Source organism: Methylobacterium sp. J-090 (assembly GCF_022829345.1).
Classification (GTDB): domain Bacteria; phylum Pseudomonadota; class Alphaproteobacteria; order Rhizobiales; family Beijerinckiaceae; genus Methylobacterium.
Window position 1 is genome coordinate 64,277 of the sequence record NZ_JAKSXV010000024.1, and the last position, 25,500, is coordinate 89,776.

General features: G+C 69.5%; 18 protein-coding genes and 1 pseudogene. 5 read left to right on the plus strand and 14 right to left on the minus strand.

The features are described from left to right. Positions 1–48: 48 nt before the first annotated feature. Entirely contained in the window at positions 49–267 is a 219-nt protein-coding gene (locus MKK49_RS02995) for a hypothetical protein (protein ID WP_244026577.1), read from the minus strand. A gap of 151 nt (positions 268–418) precedes the next feature. Between MKK49_RS02995 and MKK49_RS03000 the strand changes: the two genes are divergently transcribed. Then, positions 419–1,312: a methyltransferase domain-containing protein gene (locus MKK49_RS03000; protein WP_244026578.1), complete on the plus strand. Its 894-nt coding sequence runs from the start codon at positions 419–421 to the stop codon at positions 1,310–1,312. Further along, the gene (locus MKK49_RS03005; protein WP_244026579.1) at positions 1,309–1,671 is read left to right on the plus strand and encodes a DUF427 domain-containing protein; all 363 of its coding nucleotides are present in this window, start codon (positions 1,309–1,311) and stop codon (positions 1,669–1,671) included. Before MKK49_RS03000 ends, MKK49_RS03005 begins: the two co-directional genes overlap by 4 nt. A 10-nt stretch (positions 1,672–1,681) precedes the next feature. Here MKK49_RS03005 and MKK49_RS03010 read toward each other — a convergent pair whose 3' ends face one another. The 4 genes from MKK49_RS03010 to argJ all read right to left on the minus strand — a co-directional run bounded on the left by MKK49_RS03010 (position 1,682) and on the right by argJ (position 5,692). Next, positions 1,682–3,175, minus strand: a complete 1,494-nt coding sequence (locus MKK49_RS03010) for a DUF6880 family protein (protein ID WP_244026580.1) — start codon at positions 3,173–3,175, stop codon at positions 1,682–1,684. An 89-nt stretch (positions 3,176–3,264) separates the two neighbouring features. Next, entirely contained in the window at positions 3,265–3,693 is a 429-nt protein-coding gene (locus tag MKK49_RS03015) for a (deoxy)nucleoside triphosphate pyrophosphohydrolase (protein WP_244026581.1), read from the minus strand. Positions 3,694–3,707: 14 nt separating this feature from the next. Continuing rightward, positions 3,708–4,445, minus strand: a complete 738-nt coding sequence (locus MKK49_RS03020) for an SIMPL domain-containing protein (RefSeq protein WP_244026582.1) — start codon at positions 4,443–4,445, stop codon at positions 3,708–3,710. Continuing rightward, complete coding sequence (gene argJ, locus MKK49_RS03025; RefSeq protein ID WP_244026583.1) at positions 4,442–5,692, minus strand: bifunctional glutamate N-acetyltransferase/amino-acid acetyltransferase ArgJ; 1,251 nt, start codon at positions 5,690–5,692, stop codon at positions 4,442–4,444. Before argJ ends, MKK49_RS03020 begins: the two co-directional genes overlap by 4 nt. Positions 5,693–5,996: 304 nt before the next feature. Here argJ and MKK49_RS03030 point away from each other — a divergent pair, with 304 nt between their 5' ends. Then, positions 5,997–6,398: a histidine kinase gene (locus tag MKK49_RS03030; protein ID WP_244026584.1), complete on the plus strand. Its 402-nt coding sequence runs from the start codon at positions 5,997–5,999 to the stop codon at positions 6,396–6,398. Between the two features lie 113 nt (positions 6,399–6,511). Here the strand turns inward: MKK49_RS03030 and addA are convergent, their stop codons facing one another. The 9 genes from addA to ahcY form a co-directional block, all read right to left on the minus strand. Continuing rightward, entirely contained in the window at positions 6,512–9,961 is a 3,450-nt protein-coding gene (addA, locus tag MKK49_RS03035) for a double-strand break repair helicase AddA (RefSeq protein WP_244026585.1), read from the minus strand. Further along, a complete protein-coding gene (addB, locus tag MKK49_RS03040; protein ID WP_244026586.1) occupies positions 9,961–13,149 on the minus strand; it encodes a double-strand break repair protein AddB in 3,189 nt (1,062 codons plus the stop codon). The genes addA and addB overlap by 1 nt, the downstream gene beginning before the upstream one ends. Beyond that, on the minus strand, positions 13,137–13,601 hold the full coding sequence (locus MKK49_RS03045; protein ID WP_244026587.1) for a hypothetical protein: 465 nt from the start codon (positions 13,599–13,601) through the stop codon (positions 13,137–13,139). The genes addB and MKK49_RS03045 overlap by 13 nt, the downstream gene beginning before the upstream one ends. Before the next feature lie 2 nt (positions 13,602–13,603). Beyond that, positions 13,604–13,891, minus strand: a complete 288-nt coding sequence (locus tag MKK49_RS03050; protein WP_244026588.1) for a hypothetical protein — start codon at positions 13,889–13,891, stop codon at positions 13,604–13,606. Positions 13,892–13,972: 81 nt separating this feature from the next. Beyond that, complete coding sequence (locus tag MKK49_RS03055; protein ID WP_244026589.1) at positions 13,973–14,710, minus strand: nucleotidyltransferase family protein; 738 nt, start codon at positions 14,708–14,710, stop codon at positions 13,973–13,975. 65 nt (positions 14,711–14,775) lie between these two features. Then, entirely contained in the window at positions 14,776–15,201 is a 426-nt protein-coding gene (locus tag MKK49_RS03060; RefSeq protein WP_244026590.1) for a VOC family protein, read from the minus strand. A gap of 1 nt (position 15,202) precedes the next feature. Beyond that, positions 15,203–16,729, minus strand: coding sequence for a tRNA (adenosine(37)-N6)-threonylcarbamoyltransferase complex ATPase subunit type 1 TsaE (gene tsaE, locus MKK49_RS03065; protein WP_244026598.1), 1,527 nt, complete (start codon positions 16,727–16,729; stop codon positions 15,203–15,205). A 176-nt stretch (positions 16,730–16,905) separates the two neighbouring features. Then, a complete protein-coding gene (locus MKK49_RS03070) occupies positions 16,906–19,401 on the minus strand; it encodes a sensor histidine kinase (RefSeq protein ID WP_244026591.1) in 2,496 nt (831 codons plus the stop codon). A gap of 309 nt (positions 19,402–19,710) precedes the next feature. After that, on the minus strand, positions 19,711–21,111 hold the full coding sequence (gene ahcY, locus MKK49_RS03075) for an adenosylhomocysteinase (protein ID WP_244026592.1): 1,401 nt from the start codon (positions 21,109–21,111) through the stop codon (positions 19,711–19,713). Between the two features lie 698 nt (positions 21,112–21,809). Between ahcY and MKK49_RS03080 the strand changes: the two genes are divergently transcribed. After that, a complete protein-coding gene (locus MKK49_RS03080) occupies positions 21,810–23,654 on the plus strand; it encodes an AAA family ATPase (protein ID WP_244026593.1) in 1,845 nt (614 codons plus the stop codon). A 382-nt stretch (positions 23,655–24,036) separates the two neighbouring features. Beyond that, a pseudogene (locus MKK49_RS03085) lies at positions 24,037–25,362 on the plus strand (methyl-accepting chemotaxis protein); the annotation flags it as partial. Between the last annotated feature and the right edge of the window lie 138 nt (positions 25,363–25,500).

Here is a 25,500-nt window from a genome sequence, read left to right on the forward strand (position 1 = left end):
CGCCCTCAACGCTCGCGCGACCGCCCAGAGGGCGATCGCGTGATCTAATCACCGGGCCGGGGGCTGGGCCTGCTGCTGGCGGTCGCGCTTGTTCGCCTGATGGCGCCCGACGGCACAGCCCGCCGCCGCCCCGAGGACTCCGTGGCCGGCGACATGCCCGGCCAGGCCGCCGACGGCCGCGCCTTTCAGGCAGCCCTTGGCCTCGACGCCCGTGGTGGCCACAAGGGACGTCAGGGCAAGGGCGGTCCCGAACAGAATCGACTTCATGACACGATGCCTTCCGATGGATGCGTGAGGAGCAGAACATCCGGAGCGGCAGGGGCGTTCCGTCCCGACCAGCGTTTCATCGTCGCGAGCGCTGGTCCCACCCTGGGGCGTGCGCCATGTTCACGAATCGACCACCAATGCCCCGGACCCGATGACGCGACCGCCGCCCCTGTTCGACACCGCCCTGGCCCGCACCCGTCTCGCCCGGGCGCGCCGCGCCGGCCATGCCGATTTCCTCCTGGCGCGCGTTTGCGACGACCTCGACGAACGCCTCGGCGCGGTCCTGCGGCGGTTCCCGCAGGCCCTCGACCTCGGGACACCGACGCCGGACGCCGCCCTGCGCCTGATGGCCGGGGGGCGCTGCGACGCGGTTCTGCGCCTGTCGCCCCTGGTGGAGGCGGCGCTGGGCGTGGCGCTCGCCGTGGGCGATCCCGAGGCTCTTCCCGTCGCCCCGGCCGCATTCGACCTCGCCGTGTCGCTCCTGGCCCTCCAGCACGTCAACGACCTGCCCGGTGCCCTGGCGCAACTGCGACGCAGCCTGAGACCGGATGGGTTGTTCATCGGCTGCCTGCTGGGCGGGCGCAGCCTGACGGAGTTGCGTCAGGCCTTCGGGCAGGCCGAGAGCGAGGTCGAAGGCGGGGTCAGCCCGCGGGTCGCGCCGTTCGCCGAAATCCGCGAGATGGGCAGCCTCCTGCAGCGGGCGGGCTTCGCCCTGCCGGTGACCGATATCGAGACCCTCACCGTGCGCTACGCCGATCCCTTCGCGCTGATGCGGGACCTGCGCGCCATGGGGCTGACCAACGTGCTAACCGAACGACGCCGCACGCCCCTGCGCCGAACCACCCTGATGCGGATGGCAGCCATCTACGCCGAACGCTTTGCCGATCCGGACGGGCGCCTGCGCGCCACCTTCGAGATCCTGTGGCTCTCGGGCTGGGCACCCCATGCCAGCCAACAGGTACCGCTCAAGCCCGGCAGCGCCCGCACCCGCCTCGCCGAGGCGCTCGGCACCACCGAACACGACCCCATGCGGAGTTCATCATGAAGCAGCCCGGGCCCGAGCATCCCATCACCATCACCCCCCATGCCGGACGGGTTCGCGTGCGGGTCGGGAGCGTGACCGTGGCCGAGACCAGCGCCGCCCTGGTCCTGACCGAGGCCGCCTATCCGCCGGTGTTCTACATCCCCCGTGCCGACGCGCGGTGGAACCACTTCGTCCCGAGTTCCCGCCGGAGTCATTGCCCGTACAAGGGCGACGCCGGCTACTTCAGCCTGTCCGTCGACGGCACCGAACGGCTGGACGCCGTATGGAGCTACGAGACCCCGTACCCGGCGGTCGCAGCGATCCGCGATCACCTCGCCTTCTATCCCGACCGGGTCGATGCCATCGAGGTCGTGCCGTAAGGCCGGCGGCTCAATCGCGCACCTGCGACCAGAACACGGCCTTGCGGCCGTGGGTCCTGCGCAGGCCGGCGCGGTACGCCGCATGGTCGGGCACGAGGGCGCCGGGATCGAGGCGGGCGTCGAGGGCCTCCAAGGCTGCGAGGTGACGCGCGCCGTGCCCATAGGCGGCCGAGCGGCCGCGCTCGAGGATGTCGTCGACGAGGAGGCGGTAGAGGCGGGCCGCGGCCAGGGGCTCGCTGGCCTCCAGGGCCTCGGCCGCCGGCACCAGGATCTCGTAGCGGCCCCCGTCCCAGGTGTGTTCGGCGACGAGGCGCGCGGCCCGGTCGGGTTTGGGCCAATGGGTGAGGAAATGCAGGGCCCGGTACGGGTCGGGATGGGCGGCGGCGTGGGCGAAGGCGCGCTCCAGGGCGTCCTCGTCCTCGAAATCCGGCAGCTTGGCGAGATGCGCCCGCAGCATCCCGGCGTCCAGGCTGCGCTCGAACTGGCCCCAGCGCAGGGCCTGTGCCTCCGCCCCCCGCCCGAGGGCGTCGAGGATGCGGATCTCGAGCTCGATCCGGTCGCGGTCGGGCGCCTCCGGATCGAATTGTCCGGTGACGATCTGCGCGCGGGTGACGACGACGAGGCCGCGTTTCTGCGGGCGGCGCACCCAGTCGAGGGCCTCGTCGAGGCGCCCCGCCCCGAGAAGGCGTTCGGCGATCGCCGTCCGCTCCGGGTGCTCGGGCGCGGCCTCGCGCTCCAGAGCGATGAAGGCATCGACGTCGCCGCGCCGGTCGGCCAGCATCTGGCGCAGGCGTAGGATTCGGCCCCGCGCCACCTGCTGTTCCCAGGCCCGGGTGCCGTCCGCCTTGGCCGGGCGCGGCGGCACGGCTTCGGCCAGTCCCGCGTCGAGCCGGGTGCAGGCGGTCTCGGGCAGTCCGGGGATCAGGGCATAGAGCAGATCCTCGACGAGGCCGTACGCGTCCGCCGCCAGCATCGGCACGAGGCGCTGGGCGAAGGCCGCCGCCATGGCGGGATCGAGGCCGCTGCCGAGGGCGGCGGCGGCCTCGGCCGCGCGCTCGAAGACGCCGTGGACCTGCCCGTTCGAATCGTCGACCCGCGCCAGGACGCCGGGCGCGGCCGCGAGGAAGCGAAGCAGCCGGTCGAGGGCGGCCCGCGCATCGAGGGGCCCGAGTTCGGCCACGACGGTGGTGAGCGTGGCGTCGAGATCGGCCGCGAAGGCGCGGCGCTTCTGCCAGTCGATGTAGCCGGCGGCCCGCTCCAGGGCCGTGAGGCGCCGGTCGATGAGGGCCGCCACCGCTTCGGGTCCCTGGAGCCCGGCCACCGCCGCCGTGACCAGCTTCCTGAAGGCCGGGTTGCGACCGGTCTCGTCGAGGACGAGACGGATCAGGCGCTCCAAGCCGAGCTCGGTCAGGGTCTCGGGACTCGGCGCGGTCTTTCGCGAGGCGCGTTTCGGTTTTGCAGCCGGTTTGGCCACCGCCTGCTTTGTTTCCACCTTGCGCGCCATACCGCGTCGCCTCCCATCAGAGCCGAAAGGTGTCGCGGGCGGCCCGCACCATCAAGGCCCCCAGGACCCTTCAGGGGCCCGGGGGCCCCTCAGGGGCCCAGCAGATCGATGAGGAACGGGATCAGCGGCGCGTCGGCGGGCGGCATCGGCTGATCCCTGAGCTCGCGCGGGCGCACCCATTTCAGGGCCTGCCCCTCCATGGACCGGGGAATCCCCTCCCAGCGCCGGCAGACGTAGAGGGGCATGAGGAGGTGGAAGTCGGGATAGGCGTGGCTCGCGAAGGTGAGCGGCGCGAGGCAGGCTTCCTTCACGGCGATGCCGAGCTCCTCGTGAAGTTCGCGGATCAGGGTTTCCTCCGGGCGCTCGCCGGGATCGACCTTGCCGCCGGGGAACTCCCACAGGCCGGCGAGCTGCTTGCCCGGCGGGCGCTGGGCCAGGAGCACCCGGCCGTCCGTATCGACGAGGGCCACGGCAACGACGAGGAGGATGCGCAGGGGAGCGTTCGCAGGCCCGCTCAAATCTTGAGACGGACTCATGGGGCGATGGCGAAGGTGGCGGAGACCTCGGCCGCCGTCTCGATGGTACCGGCGACGAGGGGCACGCGAACGTCCCTGGCCTTGGCGCGCATCGCCATCGGCGCCGGCATCGGGAGGTCGGGCGATGGGCCGGAGGCGGCCGGGGAGCGGATGGCGACGACGCGCCCGAGGGTAATGCCGGCGGCTTCTGCGAGGCGCGTGGCCTGGGCGGTCGCGTCCTTCATGGCGGCGACCCGCACGGCCGCCTCGGCGGCGTCGGGATCGCGCAGGCCGAAGCCGACGCCCTCGATCCGGTTGGCCCCGATCTCGAGGGCGCGGCGCATGAGATCGCCGAGGCGGCCCATGTCGGCGAGCCGCAGGCGGACGGTGTTGGCGGCGCGGTAGCCGTCGGCCCGCTCGGTCACGGAGCCGTCGGGCTGGCGCACGCTGCGGGTCACGGGCTGGAGGGTCACCGCCGTGGTGCCGATGTCGGCCTCCGGCACCTGGAAGGTCTCGGCGAGCGCGATGAGCCCCTTAGCGGCAGCACTCGCCGCGTCGAGGGCGGCCGCCGGAGTCGCCCCCTTGGCCTCGACGCCGATCTCCACCGAGGCGAAGTCCGGCGCCGCCTCGGCCCGGGCCCGGCCGACGACATGGATGCGGCCGTCCTTGGGTGCGGGTGCCTCCTCAGCGCGGGCCGGGGCGAACCAGACGGTGACCAGCGCGGCGATCGCCAGGGTACCGGCACGGGTGCTCACGAGCGGTAATCCCCGTTGATGGCGATGTAGCCTTGCGTCAGATCGCAGGTCCAGACACGGGCGGCTCCCTCGCCGAGGCCGAGTTCGACCCGGATCTCGATGTCGGATTCGCGCATGACGGCGCTGGCCGCATCCTCGCTGTAATCGGGGTCGCGGGCGCCCTCGCGGGCGACGCGGACATCGCCGAACCAGATGGCGAGGCGGTCGCGGTCGGCCGGCTCACCGGCCTTGCCCACCGCCATCACCACGCGGCCCCAGTTGGCGTCCTCGCCGGCCACCGCCGTCTTCACCAGGGGCGAGTTGGCGATGGACATGGCGATGCGGTGGGCCGAGGCGTCGCTCGTGGCGCCCTCTACCCGCACGGTGACGAACTTGCGCGCGCCCTCGCCGTCCTTGGCCACGAGCTGGGCCAGTTCCACCAGCAGATCGTCGAGCTTGTCCCGGAAATCGGCCAGGCGCGGGTCGGCCGCGTCGGTGATGGCGGCGTTGCCCGCCGCACCCGTTGCGAAGAGCATCAGGGTGTCGGAGGTCGAGGTGTCGCCGTCCACCGTCACGCAGTTGAAGCTTTTCGCGGTTCCGGCGGAGAGCAGGTCCTGCAGCACGGCCTGCGGCAGGGCGGCGTCGGTGAAGGCGAAGCTCAGCATCGTCGCCATGTCGGGGGCGATCATGCCGGCGCCCTTGGCGATGCCGTTGAGGGTCACCGCCGTGCCGTCGATGCTGGCCCGGCGGGTGGCGAGCTTCGGGAACGTATCGGTGGTCATGATCGCCTGGGCCGCCGCGCTCCAGGCGGTCGGGCCGCCGTCCGTGCGGGCGGCGCAGTCGGCGAGCACGCCCTCGAACTTGGTGGCGTCGAGGGGCTCGCCGATGACGCCCGTGGAGGCGATGAACACCGCTTCGGGCGCGCAATCCGCGGCCCGCGCCGCGATGGCGGCGGTCAGTTCCACGGCCTCCCGGCCCCGCGCGCCGGTGAAGGCGTTGGCATTGCCGGAATTCACCACGAGGGCCCGCGCGCCCGTGCTGCCGAGGGCGTGCCGGCACCAATCCACGGGGGCGGAGGGGCAGCGCGAGCGGGTGAACACGCCGGCGGCCTCGGTTCCCTCGGCCAGGGCGACGTAGAGCACATCCGTGCGGCCGGAATAGCGGATGCCCGCCTGCGCCGTGGCGAGCCCGACCCCCGCGATGGTGGGGAGGTCCGGCTGGTGCGTCGGCGCGAGGGGCGAGACGGGAACGGTCTTGGCGGATGCCATCGGTGCGGGTCTCCGGCTGTCGGTCGCCTCGGGCGAGGGAGGTCCCGGGCGAAGAAGGTCCCAGGCGCTGTGCCGGATGGTGATTCCGGCGGCCCGGCGGTGTTGCCCCGGCCCCGGCCGCCCCGTCAACGGGGTCGACGAAAGGGAACGAGTTCGCCCGATGAAGGATTGCCCAGACAACAGCCGTCCGGGAAAGCGCGCGGTGGGCTTGTGTCGCGGCCCCGGCGTGGCTTAGCATGTTGCGATGCAACCCACTCGAGGTGTCGATCGCGGTATGGCCAGGCGCACATGGGGAGCCCCGACCATGGAACAGACCGCCTCGTCCGGGGGCGCCTACGGCGTCCAAGTCCTGATTGCGGGGCGCCAGAAGCACTGGCGTGATGATGTCGCCGCCCAGATCCGCCGTGCCGGCTACGCCACCACCACGGTCGATTGCGGGGTGGACGCCATGACCGTCCTGGCCCTCGGCCTGCCGGTGGACGTTCTCGTCACCGACCTCGGGCTCACGGGCGAACTGGGGTGCGTGAAACTCGCCCTCGAGGCCCGCGCCCTGCGCCCCGATCTGCGCATCGTCTTCGCCAGCGACCTCCCGCACGCGACCGTCGAGGCCACCGGCCTCGACACGGGGGAGCTCTACGTGGTGGAGGCCGAGCGCACGGACGCCGTGGCCATCACCGTCCGCGAGGCCCTCGGCACCCGGGCCTGATTCGGCCGCAAGCGTGCCTCACGAAACTCCCGATCACCGCCGGTTCTTGCGCTGAGCGCGACGGCGCAGCGGGCGTTTCGTGAGAGACACCGAGTCCGCGCGTCGCCCTCCCGTCACGCCGCCAGCCCCTTCAGGGCGAGGGCGCGCTCGTCCTCCGTCAGCCGGCGCAGTGTCGGACCCGAGGTCCAGACCAGCATCGGAACGATGCGCCGGCCCGGAAAGATCTGCGTGAGGAGGGCGGCGTAGAGGGCGATCTGCCCGGCATCCGCGTCCGGCAGGGGCGCATCCGCGGCCGGCGGACGGCCGGTCTTGAAGTCGGCCACCACCACCGTCTCGGGGCCGACCGCGAGGCGATCGGCGCGGCCGAAGACCGGGCGCTCGGTCCCCTCGACCACCACACGGCCCGACAGGGTCACCTCCGCCCGGGCATCCCGGGCGAAGAGGGGCGCGAGGTCCGGGTCATCGAGGAGCCGCATCGTGGCGGCCACGATGGCTTTCTGCGCCGCTTCGTCGAGGGTCGGCGCGCGGGCGCGCACGAAGCGGGTCGCGGCTTTCCTGCGCTGGGCCGGATCGAGGCGTGGCAGATGCTCGATGAGCGAATGGATCAGCACACCCCGGCGCCGGGCCTGGGCATCGCCCTGGCGCCGGCCGGGCGTGCGCCGGGAATCCGCCGCGCCGAGCGCACGGGATGGGCTCACGGGCGGTGCCGGCTCGGCCTCGTTCGGCACGGGTGTTTCGAGCCATGACGGGACGACCTCCGCCCGGGCCGTCGCGGCGGCGGCGGATGCGGGAGCCACGGCGGCACGGCCTTCGTGCCAGAGGGTGACCGGACCGTAGGGCCGCTCCATCGCGATCCCCGGGCCGATATTCTCCTCGACACCGCGCCGGATCATCTCGCACCAGGCGGTCTCGCCCCCGGTCTCGTGCCCGCGATAGGGGGCGACGACGAGGCGGTCGGCCGCCCGGGTCATGGCCACGTAGAGCAGACGGTGGTGCTCCTCGCGGGCGCGGGCCCGGAGGCCGTCCCGCGCCGCGCCGATGGGTTCGCTGTCATGGGTCTTGGCGCTCGACCAGACCGGCGGCAGCCCCCCCGCCAGGTTCAGGAGCGGCGGATCGTTGCGGCCCAGCGGCTCGCTGCCGTCGATGATCACCACGAGGGGCGCCTCCAGGCCCTTGGCCCCGTGGACGGTCATCACCCGAACCTCGTCGCGGCCCGATTCGAGGTCGCGCTTGACCGTATGGCCGGCCTCGCCGCGCCCCGGCACCGTGGCGTAGCGGGCGAGGAACCCTCCGAGGGAGGAGGCTTCGCCGGCCTGCTCGGCCTGGGCGGCGGTGGCGAGGAACACGTCGATGGCGTCTCCCGCCTCGCCGCCGAGCCGCGAGACCAGGGCGCGGCGCCCACCATGGGCGCCGAGGATGGCGGCGTAGAACGCGAACGGGCCTTCGCAGGCGGCCAAACGGATCCACAGGCGCAGGGCGTCCCGGGCCCGGATCGCGGCGGCATCGCCGGCGGCGGCGTGGCGGGCGAGCGCATCCTCAAGGGTCTCGGAGTCCTCCCGCCGCGCGGCGATGCGCACGAGGTCGTCGTCGTCGAGGCCGACGAGGGGCGTCTTCAGGGCTCCGGCGAGGGTCAGGTCGTCGGCGGGCAGGAGGCCGGCACGGCCGACCGCCACGAGGTCGTTGACGGCGATGTGGGCGGCGATGTCGAGGCGGTCCTGCCCCGCCACCGGCACGCCCAGCCCCTTCATGGCGCGGATCACCTCCTCGAACGCCACCGAGCGCTTGCGCACCAGGATGAGGATGTCGCCCGGGCGCCAGACCCGGCCGGTCTCGTCGCCCGTGGTGATCCAGGTCGCGGCGGCCCGCGCGACGCGCCGCGCGGTGACGACGGCCGGGGCACTGGCCTCGGGCGCATCGACGGGGGCGGCCCAGGCATCCGGCTCGGATTCGGGCTGCGGCTCGGCGACGGGCCAGAGTTCGAGGGCGCCGGGGGCGGTCGCCCGCGCGGTGGTGTGGACGGTGCCGACCCCGGTATCCTCGAACGACAGCCCCTCGTAATGCTCGGGCACCTTGAAGGTGGCATCCACCGCCCCGAGGACGCCCCGGGTCGAGCGGAACGACAGGGTGAGGTGGACATCGGCGAATGGCAGGTCGGCGGCGGCGGCGGCCTTGATCCATTCCCGCCGGGTGGTCTCGAACTCGCGGGGCTCGGCGCCCTGGAAGCTGTAGATCGACTGCTTGGGATCGCCCACGGCAAAGCGCGTGCGCGCGACCTCACGGGCGCCCGCGCCGGCGGCGAACTCGGCGGTGATCCGGCGCAGGATCTCCCATTGAAGCGGGTTGGTGTCCTGCGCCTCGTCGACGAGGACGTGGTCGATGCCCCGGTCGAGCTTGTACAGGACCCAGGTGGAATCGACCCGGGCCAGGAGGTCGAGGGTCTTGTGGATCAGGTCGTCGAAGTCGAGGGCGCCGAGGCGCGCCTTCTCGGCCTCGATCCGACGGTGGATCTCGGCCGCCAGGGTGAACAGGGCGCGGGTGCGCTCCAGGGCCCGCACGCCGCGCAGGGAATCGTCGAGGGGAGCGATCCGGTCGCGCTCGTCGACGAGGGCCTGGCGGGCCTCCTCCGGCACCGCCTTGGTGCCGAGACTCCGGTCGGCCTTCGGGCTGCCGTCCTTCGTGAAGAACACGGCGCGATACGCCTCGACCCGTCCGGGTCCCTCGGTGGCCTCGGCCTCCAGCAGCTTGTCGGCCAGCCCCTCGTCCGTGGATTTACCCGTGCGCAGCCGGGCGGCGAAGTCCGTGAGATCGCCGAGGCCGCCCGCGAGGATGCGGGCCTCGACGTCTGCCACCGTCTCGCCGGCCTTCAGGTCGAGGGCGGCGGCGAGGGCCGCGAACGACTTCTCGAGCCCACCGCGCTCGGCGAGCACGCCCCGCGCGCGCAGGGCCGCGCGGATCGTCCGGCGCAGGATGTCGCCCGTCGCCTCGGCGCTGACGATGGTCCAGGCCGCCGCGAGATCCCGATCCGCGCGCGCCGAGATCGCCTCGGCGTAGACCGCGTCCACCGCCGCCGCGAAGGCCGCGTCCGCGTGATCGTCGTCCAAGACCTCGAAACGGGCCGGGACGTTGGCCTCGAACGGGAACATGTGAAGCAGGCGCTCACACAGGGCGTGCAGGGTCTCGATCTTGAGCCCCCCCGGCGTCTCCACCGCACGGGCGAACAGGCGCCGCGCCGCCTGCAGGGTGCTTCGCGAGGGCGGTGCCCCCGTGAGCGCCGTCAGTTCCTGCGTCAGGGTGGGCGCGTCGAGGGTGACCCAGCGGCCGAGCACCCGGAACACCCGGATCGACATGTTGGCGGCCGCCGCCTTGGTGAAGGTCAGGCACAGGATGCGCGCGGGCGGCGCGCCGTCCAGCAGCAGGCGCACCACCCGATCGGTGAGCACCTTGGTCTTGCCCGCCCCCGCATTGGCCGAGACCCAGGCCGAGGCATGGGGATCGGCGGCCCGGCGCTGGGACGCCTGGGTGAGGTCGTCGACCACGAAGGCCTTCGGCGAAGGGGCCGTCATCAGCCGTCTCCCTCGCCGCCGAGCGACCATTCGAGCACCCGGGCGAGGTGGTCGTAATCGCCGTAGGACTTGGCGAATTTCGGGTAGGGACGCGACGTGTAGGCCGCCTCGCCGGTGAGGAAGCGGGCGAGGAGGCCACGCAGGCGGCCCTCGTGCTCGGCGACGATGGCGGCGACGGGGCGGTCCTCGCCCTTCGGCGGCTTCACGGGGAGCGGCTCGAACGGTTTGCGGCCGCCGGACGCGTACACGTAGAGGAGATCCGGCGTCACGGGCGTCCGGGGCAGCCCGTCGAAGGCGCCGTGCATGAGCATGGCCGCCTCCAGGGTGAGCTGCGGCGAGAACCCGGCGAAGACCTCCTTGTTGCTCGGCGGCTGGCCCGTCTTGTAATCGACGATGCAGGCGGTCCCGTCGCGGCCGAGCTCGATCCGGTCGGCGCGGGCGCGCAGGGTGAAGGTCTCGTTGCCCAGTGGAATCAGCCACTTGCCCGAGACTTCGCCATGGACCCGGGTGAGGCCGCCCCGCCGCGCCGCCTCCCAGTCGAGGAACCGCGTGGAGAGCCGCTCGTAGCGCGGCCACCACTCGGCGTAGAGCGCCGGGTACGTCTTCGAGATCGTGGCGAACGCATTCCTGGCGATGTCCGCCAGCCGATCGCGGGCGACGTCCGGCTCGGGCAGCGTCTCCAGATAGGCCTGCGCGAACGTCCCCAGAATCTCGTGGATCAGGGTGCCGCGCTCGCTCGCGCCGGGCTGCGCCGCCACGGGCTCCAGGGGATCGAGGCCGAGCACGTGGCGGGCAAAGATCACGTAGGGGTCGCGCACCAGGGTCTCGATCTCGGTGACGCTCAGGGTGCGGGGGAACAGGGCCGGGTCCGGGCGGGGCTTGGGCTGGCTCAGGCGCGGCACCGGTCCGCCACCGCGATCGAGGTGGGCAGCATAGCCCGTGAAGCGCCGGCCGCCCTCCACGGCCCGCTCCCAGCACGCCTCCCCGGCGAACGCCCGCAGACGCTGTAGGAAGCGCGACGGCACCGTCGGCGCGCCCTCGCGCTTGGCCGCCCGGGTGATGACGGCATCGGGGTGGCCGAGCGCCTGGACGAAGTCGTGGGCGCTCTGGCCGATGCGGCGTTCCGGCGGGTTGAGGCCGACGCGCTCGCGCATGGGCCGGTTGAGGAAGGCGTCGGTGACCGTCTTCATCGGCCACACGCCCTCGTCGAGACCGCCGAGCACGATGCGGTCGACGCTCATGAGCCGGGCCTCCAGGAGGCCGAGGATGCGCAGGCGCGGATGCGGACGCCCGTCGCCGCAGGCCACGGGCCGTTCGGTCGTGAGGGCCGTGAAGAAGGCCGGGTAGTCGGAGAAACGCCCGGGTATCCTGAAGGGAGCGCCGGGTTTCATCTCGTCGGGGATCGCCGCGATGTCATCGAACAGGCTGTCGAGGACATCGAGGGAGGCGTCGTCGACGGGCTCGGATTCGCCCTCGGCCGGCGGCGCCAGCAGCGCCTCGACGGCCACGCGATGGCACGCGGCGTAGGCGACGAGGTTGCCAAGGCCGTCGTGGTCGCCCTGAAGGAAGCCGGCGAACGCGGCTTCCAGGCGCACGAGGATGCCGGCGGCGAGATCCCAGTCGCGGTTGACGAGGCGGCGCTTGGCCCGGGGCCGGCGTCCGGTGGCGCTGCGCTGATCGACCACCGCCCGGTGCAGGCCGGCAAAGCCCGGTCCTGGGGCGGGACCGCGCAGGGCGCCGATCTCCAGGGCGGCGGCGGCCCGGACCACGTCGCTCCGCGGCAGGCCGAGGCGCACGAACGGATGGGCCAGGAGAGTGATGATCCGGGCCGGGTGAAGATCGGCGGCGCATTCGGCGGCGAGGCGCGCGAGGCGTCCGGCCCGGCTGCACGACAGGGCCTCGCCGGCGGAGTCCTCGGCGACGATGCCCCAGCGGGCGAGCTCGGCCGCGACCCGGACGGCGAGGTTCCGGTCGGGGGTGACGAGGGCGGCGGTGGCGCCAGGCGTCTCCAGGGTTTCGCGCAGCGCGACGGCGATGCTCAGGGCCTCCTCGCGCTCGTCGGAGACCTCGACGACGGCGATTCCCGCCATGCCGGCCTCGCCCAGCGCCAAGCGGGCCTCCGGCTCGAGGTCCGCCCAGGCTTCCGTGGTCTCGGCGGGCCGCAGGGCCTGCGAAAGGAGGGCCGCGCGGGCGCGGGCCGCCGCGTCGGGCTCGCCGAGGACCGTGACCGCCGCGCGGGCCATGTCGAGGCCGGTCGGCCCGAGGAGGCGGTGCAGGATCGCCTGCGGGTGGCCGTGGGCGATGGTCTTCGAGAACCCCTCGCCGGTCTCGATGGCGTCCCACCCGGCCGTGTCGAGGTCGGTGTCGAGGCCCGGCAGCACCACGGCGCCCCGAGGAAGCCCCCTCACCGCCGCGATGAGGCGGGTGGTCGCCGGGACCGAGCCCGTGGAGCCGGCGACGATCACCGGATCGGCCGGGCGCTCGCGGCGCAGGCGGTCGGCCTCCGCCACCAGCAACCGGCGCGAGCGCGCGACGGGGTCGCTCATGTGCCGTTCGGCGAGGATTCCGGGCCAGTGCTCGGCGGCGATCCTCACGAAATCCAGGGTGAGGCCGAAGTAGCGCGAGTACTCCACCTCGACGGCGCCGCCGATCTCCGCCCAGGGCAGCCCCTCGACGGTGAGGGCATCCATGAGCCGCTCGAGGTCGGCGGCCAGCGCCACGGCGTCGGCGGGCGAGGACGGCACCAGGAAGGGCACGTCGTCGTCCATGGGCAGGAGGGTGCGGTCCACGGCCTCGGCCCATTGCTGGACGAGGCGGGCCAGGATCAGCCGCCGTTCCAGGGGCGGCATGGCGGGGGCGAGCACGTCCGGACCGTTCTCGAGAAGCGGGGTCGTGGCGAGATCGAGTTCGGCCTCGTCGGCCTCGCCGAGGGGCACCATCCGGGGCAGGAGGGCGGCCCGGCCCAGGCGCTGGGCGAGCAGCGCCGAGAACGCCTTCGCGGCCCGGCGCGTCGGCAGGTAGAGGGTGACGGCGGCGAGCGCGAAGGGATCGTCCCCGAGGTCGCCCACGAGCCGGCCGGAGAGCAGGGCGTCGGCGAGGGTCGGCAGGAACGGTGCGCCGGGGGGGATGGTGAAGACGCGTGAGGCCTCTTCCGACTCGTCGTGATGCGTGTGCGTCAGCGCAACCACCGTTGGCGTTCATGGGTGAAGTTCATGACTTTCCGGCCAGCCAGAGCACTTGCGAGATACAGATCGAGATCATCTGTGAGCAGGGTAGCATCCCCCTCCAGGGCATCGAGGATGGCGGCGTCGGTGAGCCCGAGCCGCCCGAACGCCTCCTGGCGAACGACACGCTCGCTTGGTGTGTACGATTCCGCGGCAGTCTCGACGAAGATTCGAAACGTCCGAATGACGGACGCCAGATGGGGATGGCCAAACTGGCGGATCAGGTTCGATGTCTCGGATAGGATGGTCGGCGTCGTCAACAGTTTGGACGCCCGGCGCACGATCGCGGCGAGACCATCGAAATCATCAACCGTGTAGCCCCGGGTTCGTTTGTGAGTCGCGATGAAAGCCCGGGATGCGCTCCCGACCAGCAGCAAGACGAGAAGGTTCGTATCGATGAGGAGACGCCCGCGCATTTCTATGCACCGGCGATCTCGAAGGTTCGATTGGTCACCGAGACGACGGCCCCATCCTGGTCAGCGATGCGAACCACCTTGTAAGTTCGATTGAGATCGAGCTCTGGGCCAAGCGCCGTCTGAAACGGCCTCGCCGCATCCCAGGCCCGGGAAAATCCCACCGTAATCAGCCACGCATTCTGTGCCTCGTCGAACCGCACTTCCTCGAGTCCGATGTTTTTCGGCTGCTCGTCGGAGAAGACCTCGGCCACATAGCTCTTGGCCGTCGTGATGGCCTGCTTGGCGTCCATCCGCCGCTCCCGTTCACTCCGCCTCGGACCAGAGATCATAAACCGACGGTCGGGCAGCACAACGCGGCGGCGTGAAGCCGCCTACAGCACCTGCGCGCTGGCCTTCACGCGGGCCTCGGCCGCGACGATGGCCTCGGGGGTGCCGACATGGAGCCACTGCCCGTCGAGGCGCAGGCCGTGCAGGCGATCCGCCGCGATGGCGCGGTCGAACAGGAGGTTGAGGGAGAACGCGCCTTCGGGCGTGTCCGCGAACAGGCCGGGCTTCAGGATGGCCACACCCGCATAGATGAAGGGTGCGACCTCGCGCTCGCCGCGCCGTTCCAGGCGTCCATCGGACGCCATCACGAAATCGCCCGCCCCCTCGTAGCCGAGACTGGTGGCGGTGGGAGCGACGAGGAGGAGGATGTCCATGGTCTCGGGCGACCACGCGGCGATGAGGCGCCCGAGATTCGAGTCCGGCCCCTCGAGCCAGAACGAATCCGCGTTGAACACGACGAACGGATCGTCGCCCAGGAGCGGCAGGGCCTTCTTCACCCCGCCGCCGGTCTCCAGCAGCCTGTCGCGCTCGTCGGAAACGACGATCTCGGGCGCGGTCCGGCGCTTGCCGACATGCCCCTCGATGAGGTCGGCGAGGTAGTGGACGTTGACCACGGCCTGCTGGATTCCGCCCTCCGCCGCCCGGTCGAGGGCGTGGTCGAGGAGCGCGCGGCCGGCCACCTCGACGAGGGGTTTCGGCACCGTCGCGGTGATCGGGCGCATGCGCTTGCCGAGGCCGGCGGCGAGGACGAAGGCACGGGTGATGGGGGGCGTGTCGGACATTCCGGCGGAGTCTCGCATCGCGCTTCCGGGCGCAGGTCGGATGGACGCGGGCGACCCGGTCCGGTTCAAGCAGGCAGTCGCACGGTTCCGTCGGCCTGCGGGATCAAGTCCGGGTTCCAGGCCACCTCCCACAGGGTCCCGTCGGGATCGGCGAAGTAGCCGGAATAGCCGCCCCAGAACGCGTCCTGGGCGGGCTTCACCAGGGTGGCGCCGGCGCGCACGGCTTGCGCCATCACCGCATCGGCCTCCTCCCGGCTCACGGTGTTGTGGGCGAGGGCGAAGCCGCGAAAGCCGCTGCCTTCGACCGCGACACCGGCATCCTCGGCCAGGGCCGTGCGGGGATAGAGCGACAGGACGAGGCCGCCGAGCTGGAAGAAGGCCACGCCCTCCGAGGCGTAGGCCGAGCGGGTCCAGCCCAGGGCCTCGTAGAAGCGCGACGCCCGGGCGAGGTCGGCGACGCCGAGGGTCACGAGGGTCAGGCGCGGGTCCATCTCAGGAATCCTCGCCCGCGTCCGCTGCGGCCTTCGGCACGAGGTCGGGCAGATGCTCCGCGTGCCACAGGCGCAGGCGGGTCAGGGCCGGGTGGGCGAGGTTGCGGGTGAGGTAGCCCTCGATGCGCGGCAGGTGGGCGAGGTAGCCGGGCTTGCCGTCGCGCCGGTCGAGGCGGGCGAAGATGCCGAGGATCTTGGTGACCCGCTGCGCTGCCAGCACCGCATAGGCACGGGCGAAGCCCTGCATGTCGAAATCGGGCTCGCGGTTGCGGCGCTCGCGGACGTAGAGCCCGAGCAGGCGCAGCTCGAACTCGGCGGTCGCATCGACCCGCGCATCCTGCAGCAGGGAGGCGAGGTCGTAGGCCGGGTGGCCGAGCACCGCATCCTGGAAGTCGATGAGGCCGATGCGCTCCAGGCCCTCGCGCTGGGGCAGCCAGATCAGGTTCGGCGAGTGATAGTCCCGCAGGGTCCAGGTCGGACGCTCGGGGATGATGCTCCCCAGGACCTCGGCCCAGAGGGCGACGAAGTCCGAGCGGGCCGGGCCGGGCAGGTCCGCACCCCGGATCGCCGGGCAGTACCAGTCGGGCAGCAGCTCGGTCTCGAACACCAGGGCTTCGAGGTCGTAGGGCGGCAGGACGTGGTCGATCCCGTCGGCCACGGGCAGCACGCCGGGCAGCTCCGTGGCGTGGAGCTTGGCGAGCAGGCGCACGGCCTCGGCGTAGCGCTCGGGACGCGGGCCGCTGGCATCGACCACCGGCTCCGAACCGAGATCCTCGATGATGAGGAGGCCCTCGGCGAGGTCCTCGCCATAGATGCGCGGGGCCGAGAAACCCAGCGCCCTCAGGCCGCGGTCGACGCCGACGAAGGCATGGACGCTCTCGGCGAGCTTGACGATGGCGCTGTAGGGCTTGCCGTTGCGGACGGGCGGGCCGTCGCTGCGGGGCGGCGATACCATCAGCACGGCGCGGCCGCCGTCGGGCTTGACCAGCCGCTCGTAGGCGCGTGACGAGGCATCGCCCTGCATCGGGGTGCGCGCGGCCTCGTCCCAGCCGCTGCGCACGAGGAGGATGCGCAGGGCCCTGGCCCGCTTCAGCCGGGCATCCATGCCGCCGGAGCCGTCGATGCGGGCAAAGCGCGCCCCGTCGCCGAACTCCGCGCGCAGGGAGAGATCGACGGTGAGGATGGGCCCCGCGCGGTCGCCGAGGCGCTCGGGCCATTCCACCAGGGTGATGGCAGCCTCCGTCATCTCGTCGAAACCGAGTTCGACGAGTTCGTCGGGGCTGCGCAGGCGGTAGAGGTCGGCATGGACGATCTGGCGTCCGTCCGGCGCCTCGTAGGGCTGGATCAGGGTGAAGGTCGGGCTCGGCACGTCGAGGTCCGGCATGGCGGTGAGTTCGCGGATCAGCGCGCGGGCGAGGGTCGTCTTGCCGCCGCCGAGGCCGCCCGACAGGGCGACGAGGTCACCCGGCTGGAGGAGTTCGGCCAGGAAGCGGCCGAGATCCTCGGTGGCGCCCTCGTCGGGGAGCATGATCTCCCAGGCCGCCCGCACTTCACGCTGGGGCGTGTCCGCACCGTCCTCGTTCAACGCCCAACTCCTACCGTGGCCGCGAGCCGTCGCGGGGCCGCACGATACCCATCATCATAGACGCGCATCCTTAACCAAAACCCCGGCGCGGCCGAAGGCTCCCGAATCGGCGAGGCTTCCTACTCGGCGGCGGCCCGGCGGGCCGTGCCGGAGGCGATGGGGAAGGTGCAGGTGACGCGGGTGCCGACCCCCGGGGCGGAGTCGAGGGCGACGCGGCCGCCGTGCAGCTCGACGAAGGAGCGCACGATGGACAGGCCGAGGCCGACGCCGCGATGGCGGGTCCCCAGGGTGTTGCTCTCGAACCGGTCGAACACCCGGGCGGCGACCTCCTCGGGCATGCCCTGGCCGTAATCGATGACCGCGAGGGTGAGGTCCGTGGCGCTGCGTCGGACCTCGACGCGGACCTGCTGGCCCGGCGCGGAGAAGCCCACGGCGTTGGACAGGAGGTTGAACAGGATCTGGCGCACCCGCTTGCCGTCGGCGACGAAGCTCCCGACGTCCTCGGGCACGTCGAGATCGAGGCCGATGGCCGCCTCGGCGAAACGATCCTCCAGGCCGCGCACCGCCGCCTCGACGGTGGCGCGGACATCCACCACCTCGCGCGACAGCTCCAGGGAGCCGGCGTCGATGGAGGCGAGATCGAGGATGTCGTTGATCATCACGAGGAGCGCGCCCGACGAGCGCATGATGTGGCCGGAATACTCGCGCTGGCGCTCGTTGAGGGCGCCGACGGTCTCGTCGCCGAGGAGCTGGGTGAAGCCGATGATGTTGGTGAGCGGCGAGCGCAGCTCGTAGGAGACGTGGTTCACGAAGGTGTCGCGCAGCTGCGAGGTCCGCTCCAGGGCGTCGTTCTTATCGGTGAGCGCGCGCTCGACGTTCACGCTCGCGGTGACGTCGATGAGGGTGAGGAGGGTGGCGCCCTCCGGCAGGGGCTGGGCGGCGCAGTCGAGGACGGTGCCGTCGATCACCTCGAGGCGGCAGGTCAGGCCGGCGCGGCTCTCCAGGCCCGTGATGGCGCCGCGGATGTCGAGCCAGGGCTCCTCGTCCGGCGCGAGGGCGCGACAGGCCTCGATCACCGCATCGACGCGGGGGCGCTCGGACAGGGTCGCGGCGTCGAGGCGCCACAGGGTGGCGAAGGCGCGGTTGGCGAAGGTGAGGCGGCCATCGGCGCCGAACACCGCCACGGGCTCCTTGAGGGTGTCGAGGGTCTCGGCCTGCACCCGCATCAGCGCGTTGTAGCGCGATTCGAGCTTCATGTTCTCCGAGACGTCGTCGAACAGGTAGGTCAGGCCGCCCTGCGGATTGGGATCGGCGACGACGCGCAGCGAGCGCCCATCCGGCAGGTACCACCACGCCTCGCTGGCCTCCACGGCGCGGTAGGCGGCGAGCACGTCGGCCTTCCACGACTTGAAGTCGGCCTGCTCGGGCAGTTTTCGCGAAGCGCGGAGGCGATCGAGGATCTCGCCGTCGAGGGGCCGGCCCTCGAGGAAGGCCTGGTCGAGGCCCCAGAGCTGGCGGTAGGCGGCGTTGTGGAAAATGAGGCGCTGGCGGGCGTCGAACATCGCCACCGCCGTGGGCAGCTGGTCGAGGGTGCGGACGTTGGCGTCCATCTGGCGCTGCAGGTCGGCGCGCACGCTCTCGAGTTCCGAGACATCGACGGCGATGCCGACGCGCCCGGCCTCCACGGCGCTCTCGGTCACGTCGAGGATGCGCAGGCCGCCGGCCACCACGGCGGAGAGGCGCAGGGCGGGGCGGCCGCCGGTGGGCGTCCGGGTGCCGTCGTCGCGGGCGATGAGGTCGCGGGCCTGCCGGTCGAGGAGTTCGAGGCCGAGCGCCGCCTCGCGGCCTTCCGCTTCCACCGCAGCCACATAGGCGGTGTTGACCCAGGCGAGCGCCCCGTCGCGGTTGCGCCGCCACAGGGGCTGGGGAATCGCGTCGAGGAGACCGCCCAGCGCCGCGAGGCCGCGCCGCGCCTCGTCGAGGGTGAGGCGTAAGTCTATGAGTTCGCGGCGTTCTTCCGTGGTCTCGCGCAGGCGCAGGAGGGCACGGCCGGCGAGCGCCTGCCCCTGGGCCTCGACGAAGCGGCCGTCCTGGGTGCGCAGGCTGAGGCGGAAGCCCGTGCCGCGGGCGCGCAGGCCGTCCACGGCGGCGGCGAGATCGCGGGCGTCGGAGGGCTGGAGCCAGGCGTCGAACTGGAGGAGGTGGTCGGGATCGTCGGCCGAGAGCCGGCGTCCGTCGAGGGCGAGGCCGATGTCGCCCTCAATGAGTCCGGCGCCGCGTCCGGTCCAGGTGACGATGACCTGGCGCTCGGAATGCAGCAGCATCTCGGCGCGGTCGTGGGCGCCGCGCAGGCGGGTGAGCTCGCGGGTGAGCTCCGCGTCGCGGAGGCTCCAGCGGGCGCGCTCGCGCATGTGCAGCAGGGCGAGGATGGTGGAGAACACCGTCAGCCCGATGAGGATCGCGAGGCCGGCGGCGTTGTGGGTGTGCGGCCCGAGGCCGATCGTCCAGGCGGACGCGTCCGTTCCGGGCGCGGCGGCCCACGCCGGTCCACCGGCCGCAGTGACGACGACAGCGCCGGCGCACACCACGGCGCGCGCCGTTCGATCGACCCTCATGATCCGGTCCGCCCCCACGAATCCCTGACGCGGCGCCAAACGCGCCGATCCCGCCTCCGGCCCCCGGGGCCGTCGGCGGATCACTCCACCTGAGGAATCGCCCCACAGTAGCGCGAGGCGGATTCGTCCCGGAAGAGGGTTGAGGCGCAGTTCTCCGGTTTCGGGCACGCGGGCCGCCGGGGCCGCAGAAAAGTCACACTCGGGCCAGGCTTCCGTCACGCCGCGTTCACGAAAAAAGCCCGGCGGAAAGCCGGGCTCTTTCACGAGTTGGTGAGGATCGGGGCGCCCCGAGCCGGGGCGCCGGTCGGCTCAGTAGCGGTAGTGGTCGGGCTTGAACGGGCCGGTCTCGGCGACGCCGATATAGGCGGCCTGCTCGGGGCTGAGCTTCGACAGCTTCACGCCGATCTTCTCGAGGTGGAGGAGGGCGACCTTCTCGTCGAGGGCCTTGGGCAGGGTGTAGACCTGCTTGTCGTACTTGCCCGGGTTGGTCCAGAGCTCGATCTGGGCCAGCGTCTGGTTCGTGAACGAGGCCGACATCACGAAGGACGGGTGGCCGGTGGCGTTGCCGAGGTTCACGAGACGCCCCTCCGACAGGAGGATGATGCGGTGGCCGTCCGCGAAGGTGATCTCGTCCACCTGCGGCTTGATGTTGGACCACTTGAGGTTCTTCAGGCCGGCGACCTGGATCTCGTTGTCGAAGTGGCCGATGTTGCACACGATGGCGCGGTCCTTCATCGCCCGCATGTGGTCGAGGGTGATGATGTCCTTGTTGCCGGTGGCCGTCACGAAGATGTCGGCGCGGGGCGCGGCGTCTTCCATGGTGACGACCTCGTAGCCTTCCATGGCGGCCTGGAGGGCGCAGATCGGATCGACCTCCGACACCAGGACGCGGCAGCCGGCGTGGCGGAGCGACGAGGCCGAGCCCTTGCCGACATCGCCGAAGCCCGCGACCATGGCGACCTTGCCGGCCATCATCACGTCGGTGCCGCGGCGGATGCCGTCGACCAGCGATTCGCGGCAGCCGTAGAGGTTGTCGAACTTCGACTTGGTGACGGCGTCGTTCACGTTGATGGCCGGGAAGAGCAGCTTGCCCTCCTTGGCGAGGTTGTAGAGGCGGTGCACGCCCGTGGTGGTCTCCTCGGAGACGCCCTTGATCGAATCGGCGAGGCCCGCGAACCAGCCCTTGGGCTTCTCGGCGAGCTTCTTCTTGAGAAGGGCGAAGAAGATCTCCTCCTCTTCCGACTCGGGCTTGTCGAGGAAGGCGGTGTCGCCGTTCTCGGCGCGCAGGCCGAGATGGACGAACATCGTCGCGTCGCCGCCGTCGTCCAAAATCATGTTCGGCAGGCCGCCGCCGTGCCAGTCGAACAGCTTCGACGTGTAGTCCCAGTACTCCTCCAGGGTCTCGCCCTTGATGGCGAAGACCGGGATGCCGGCGGCCGCGATGGCGGCGGCGGCGTGGTCCTGGGTCGAGTAGATGTTGCACGAGACCCAGCGGATGTCGGCGCCCAGCGCCGCCAGGGTCTCGATGAGCACGGCCGTCTGGATCGTCATGTGCAGCGAGCCGGCGATCTTCGCGCCCTTCAGGGGCTGCGACGGACCGTACTCCGCGCGGGTGGCCATCAGGCCGGGCATCTCGGTCTCGGCGATGGAGATCTCCTTGCGACCGTACTCGGCGAGCGCGATGTCCTTGACGATGTAATCCTGAGCCATGGGGTTCCGTCTCTCTGCTGCGTGTTGGCCGGGGCTATAGCAGGCGACGGGATGCGAGGCAATCAAGACATAAAGATGTCTTTATGCGAGGCGTTCCAAAGTGGCGGGGTTGGGTGGGGCGCGGCGGGCGCCCGCTCGGTCGCAGGCTCCCTGCCCGTCGATCCGGCCCCATCCGGCGACGGCCCTCCCCGAGGATTCGATCCGGCCGCCCCTATGGCCATCCGAGACTTGGTGCCGGCGTCGGCGGTCGGATGGGCATATTCGCCGGTCCGCTTCCGGACGGAAAACTCGGGGCGACGAACGTTCATTCGGAACAGGACGATCGGCGGCGCGGGGCCTTGAGCGCACTTCGGCCGTGCGGCTGTAGGCGGACGTTCCGCCTCCGACCCACAGCGGACATCCGGGAGTGTGATTGGGGGGCCTTAGACGAGGGAGCATGAAATCGCCTGGCATTGACCGGAGAAACCGGTCAAAAGATAACTTTTGAGAATAAAGCGCTAGCGGGAATAACCCGAGTGGGGTCGCCGAACGCCGCTGTAGGCAGCTTCCGCAGTCATCAAAGGGTCAGAATTACATCGGCATTGCGACTCGATTACGATTAGCTTAATGGATTTTCGCAATTCCGCTTCGTCAGAACAGTCGCTCTGATAAACGAGCAGGCCTGTGACAATATAAAACGCCACGAAAGGTATATTTATATGATGGTGCGTAAGTTTAGGCTTCAGAACTTTGGACCGTTTGTCGATAGCGGCTGGATTTGTCTGTCTGATACAATGAACATATTCGTAGGAGAAAATAATTCTGGGAAAAGCGCTGTATTGCGCTCTTTCGGAGAGAATTTTCCACACGTGCGCCATCGTAGTTCGAAAGAATGGAGAGCTGAATATCTTCCAATCCCGGTACATAGCGTAGAGGTCGACTATGCCGGCTCCGATCTAGATTGGGTGCTAAGACGGTATGCCCAAAACGGCGTTGGCTGGATTTTTGCGGATGCATCCCTCAATACACAGGAACGAGTTGAAAATTTTGCTCAGAAAGCTCTGGCGGAACCAAGTTCCTCCATTGTCGTAAAACGGCACGCGGGAGGATTTGAGCCATTTGAAACCCCAGATCCGACGGTAGCGGTAAATAGTCTTATCCTGAAATTCCACGAGGGAGCTTGGATTGTCCAGGGCTCCGGCGGAATGCCGGCCAAGGACGGTATCCCCGCTCTAATTACATGGGTATGGCAAGAAAATGTCTTTTTCTTTCAAGCATTGAGAGCGAGTCCTGGCAAGATGGGATTTGGCGCTCCTGGAAAACTTGATCAGAACGCAAGCAACCTCGCAATTCAATTAAACGGTCTTCAAGGGGATCGCCCAGAGGTCTTCGCAAAGCTCGTGAGTCACCTTGTCTCCATTTTTCCGACGGTTGGAAACCTAAGTGTAAGTCCAGCCGACGGCATGTTGGAAATCCGAGTTTGGTCGACCCGAGAACAACAGCGCCGTGAATTCAGCTTCAGCCTCGACGACAGCGGCACGGGGCTGGCCCAAGCTATAGCAATTCTTTTCGTCGCAATGACCTATGATAGTGCAGTCTTAGTAATTGATGAGATCAGCAGCTATCTTCATCCTGCGGCAGCCAAAGCTCTGCTACGCATATTGCAGTCGGATTATCCGCAGCATCAGTACGTCATCTCCACCCACTCTCCTGATATACTCAGCGCAGGTCGCGATGCGAAGGTCTTTTGGATACGGAAAAGCGGGTTTGAGTCAAGTATTACTGAGGTCGACCTCACCGATCTAAAGGTTTTACGAGATGTCACCGGTCAGCTCGGCGTTTCAATGACCGACGTTTTCGCGGCGGAACACATCGTCTGGGTCGATGGAGAAACGGAAGAGGCATGTTTCCCGATGCTGCTGGCTCAATCTAAAGATGACACTAGGTCGGTCCTTTTCATACCCTTACTTCATACTGGTGATTTCCATGATCGAAAGGTTCGGGCAGACAAAGTTTTTCAAATCTATGAGCGACTTACCGGGGCAACTGCTCCCGTGGTGAGCAAAGTAGCATTCAATTTTGATGCCGACGATCTTTCTCCTGAGAAACAACTCGAACTACAGACCCGCTCGGGCGGTCGCATCCATTTTCTTCCTAGGCGCAACCTGGAGAGCTACCTCATACATCCATCAGCAATCGCCCGCGTGATTGCCGCAGAATTGGAGCACGTGAAGCCCGTCAGTGTTGTGCAACTAAAGGCTGAGGTCGAAAGAGTTCTGCTCGAATTGTCTGCGGAGCGTCGCTACGGTGCACCAGCCGATCCACCGACATTTTCCGATGAAGCGTGGCTTGTTCGAGTCGATGGCGCGAAACTGATTGCGGACCTTTTTTTACGCGTCACCGAGTCGACGTTGGAGTACCGCAAGACCACTCACTCTGTGTCGCTAGTTAGGGACTTGCTCCAAAACGAGCCTAATTTACTCAAAGAGTTGACTGACTACGTCGTTGAGCTAGTCTTGGTTGCAAAGCGCCAAATTCTCGATTGTCATGCTTGCTTGAATTAAATTGGAATTCGCTAGGCCTGCCGGGCACTACCTCTTAGTTCGTATTAAGTCGCATGTTCGCGGTCGATGCGAAGCAGGCATACCGGCGAGGCATGCCCTAAGTCCGTTCCCCACCCAACCCAGTCGTTGAACCCGGTCCACCCAGCGACCACGAAGCGGACATTGCTGGAGTCTGAGTTGGGTCGCAGGCGAGCATAGACGTAAGGTCCGCTTCAGAGCTTTTTTGAAGTTCATTACTTATGATTTCGGTCGAGTTTGATAAATTTTTGCGCGCTTGATGATTTCATCGAGCGCATCATCCAAATCTTTACCATGCTTTTTCTTTTGCATGAGACAAGAGAGTGCAGATATAATTCTCAACGAACTCATTTGGGTAGATATAATGCCGATCGTCATGTCGTTGCGAGGCAAGCTCATCGCCTGCTTCTCGATCATGCTCGCCCTCATCTGTGGCCTCGCTGGGTTGGCCTACTACCAGATCGAGACCATCAATCGGGCCGCGACGGAACTCCGCCTGACGCGGCTGCCCGCCGCTCAGGCCCTGGGCGGCATCCAGACCTCAACTCTTCGCATCCGCGTGAACGGAAGCCGCGTCCTCTCGGCGAAGACGCAGCAGCAGAAGACCGATGCCGTGGCGGCCATCCAGCAGCGTCTCGGCGAACTCGGCGCATTCCAGTCGCGCTACGCCGGCCTGATCCAGACCGCGGCGGCCCGCGATCTCTACGCGAATTTCGAGCGTCAATGGGCGGCCTACCTCGCCCACCAGACCGAGGGTTTCGCGGTCGCGGAGCGCGGCGACGTCGCGGCGGCGCAGGACCACTACAATTCGACGATGTCCGATTCGATCCGGGGCATCGTCGCCGCCCTGAACAAGCTGGTCGATCTCGAGGTCGCGTCCGCCGCGACCTCCGGCGCCGAGGCTCAGCACGCCTATGACAGCGCGCGGACCCAGATGCTGGTCTTCCTCGCCGGTGCGGCGATCCTGGCCGTGGGCGCCGTCGTCATGCTGATCCTCGCCATCAGCCGGCCCCTCAGCCGCATGACGGCCGCCATGCGCCACCTCGCCGCCGGGGACATCGCGACGGAGATTCCCGCCATGGGGCGGCGCGACGAGATCGGGGCGATGGCGGGTGCCGTCCAGATCTTCAAGGAGAACATGATCCAGGCCCGGCATCTGGAGGCCGAGACCGTCCAGGCACGCCTGGACGCAGAGGCCCAGCGCAAGGCCGGCATGCGCCAGATGGCCGACGCGTTCGAGCAGGCCGTCGGCGGCATCGTCGGGATGGTCTCGTCCTCGGCGACGGAGCTGCAGGCGACGGCCCAGACCATGACGGTCACGGCGTCCGAGACCGCGAACCAGTCGACGACGGTCGCGGGTGCGGCCGGCGAGGCCGCCGCCAACGTCCAGACCGTGGCCGCCGCCGCCGAAGAGCTCGGGAGCTCCGTGCAGGAAATCGGTCGCCAAGTCTCCGGCTCCTCCGACCTGGCCCAGCTGGCGGTCGGCGAAGCGGATCAGACCATGCACCTGGTCCAGGCCCTGAGCCAGGCCTCCTCCCGCATCGGCGACATGGTCGGGCTGATCTCCAACATCGCGAGCCAGACCAACCTCCTCGCCCTGAACGCGACCATCGAGGCGGCGCGGGCCGGCGAGGCGGGCCGGGGCTTCGCGGTGGTCGCCACGGAGGTGAAGGAACTGGCCGCCCAGACGTAATTACCCACCCCCTTGTGCGGGTTGGGTTTCGCTGATTCCTTTGTAGGATGGGCCGAAGCGATCTTGAGCGGCTGAGCCGCAAGGAACTGATCGAGTTGGTGCTGCGGATGCAGCGCCCGACGAAGACCTCGCGCA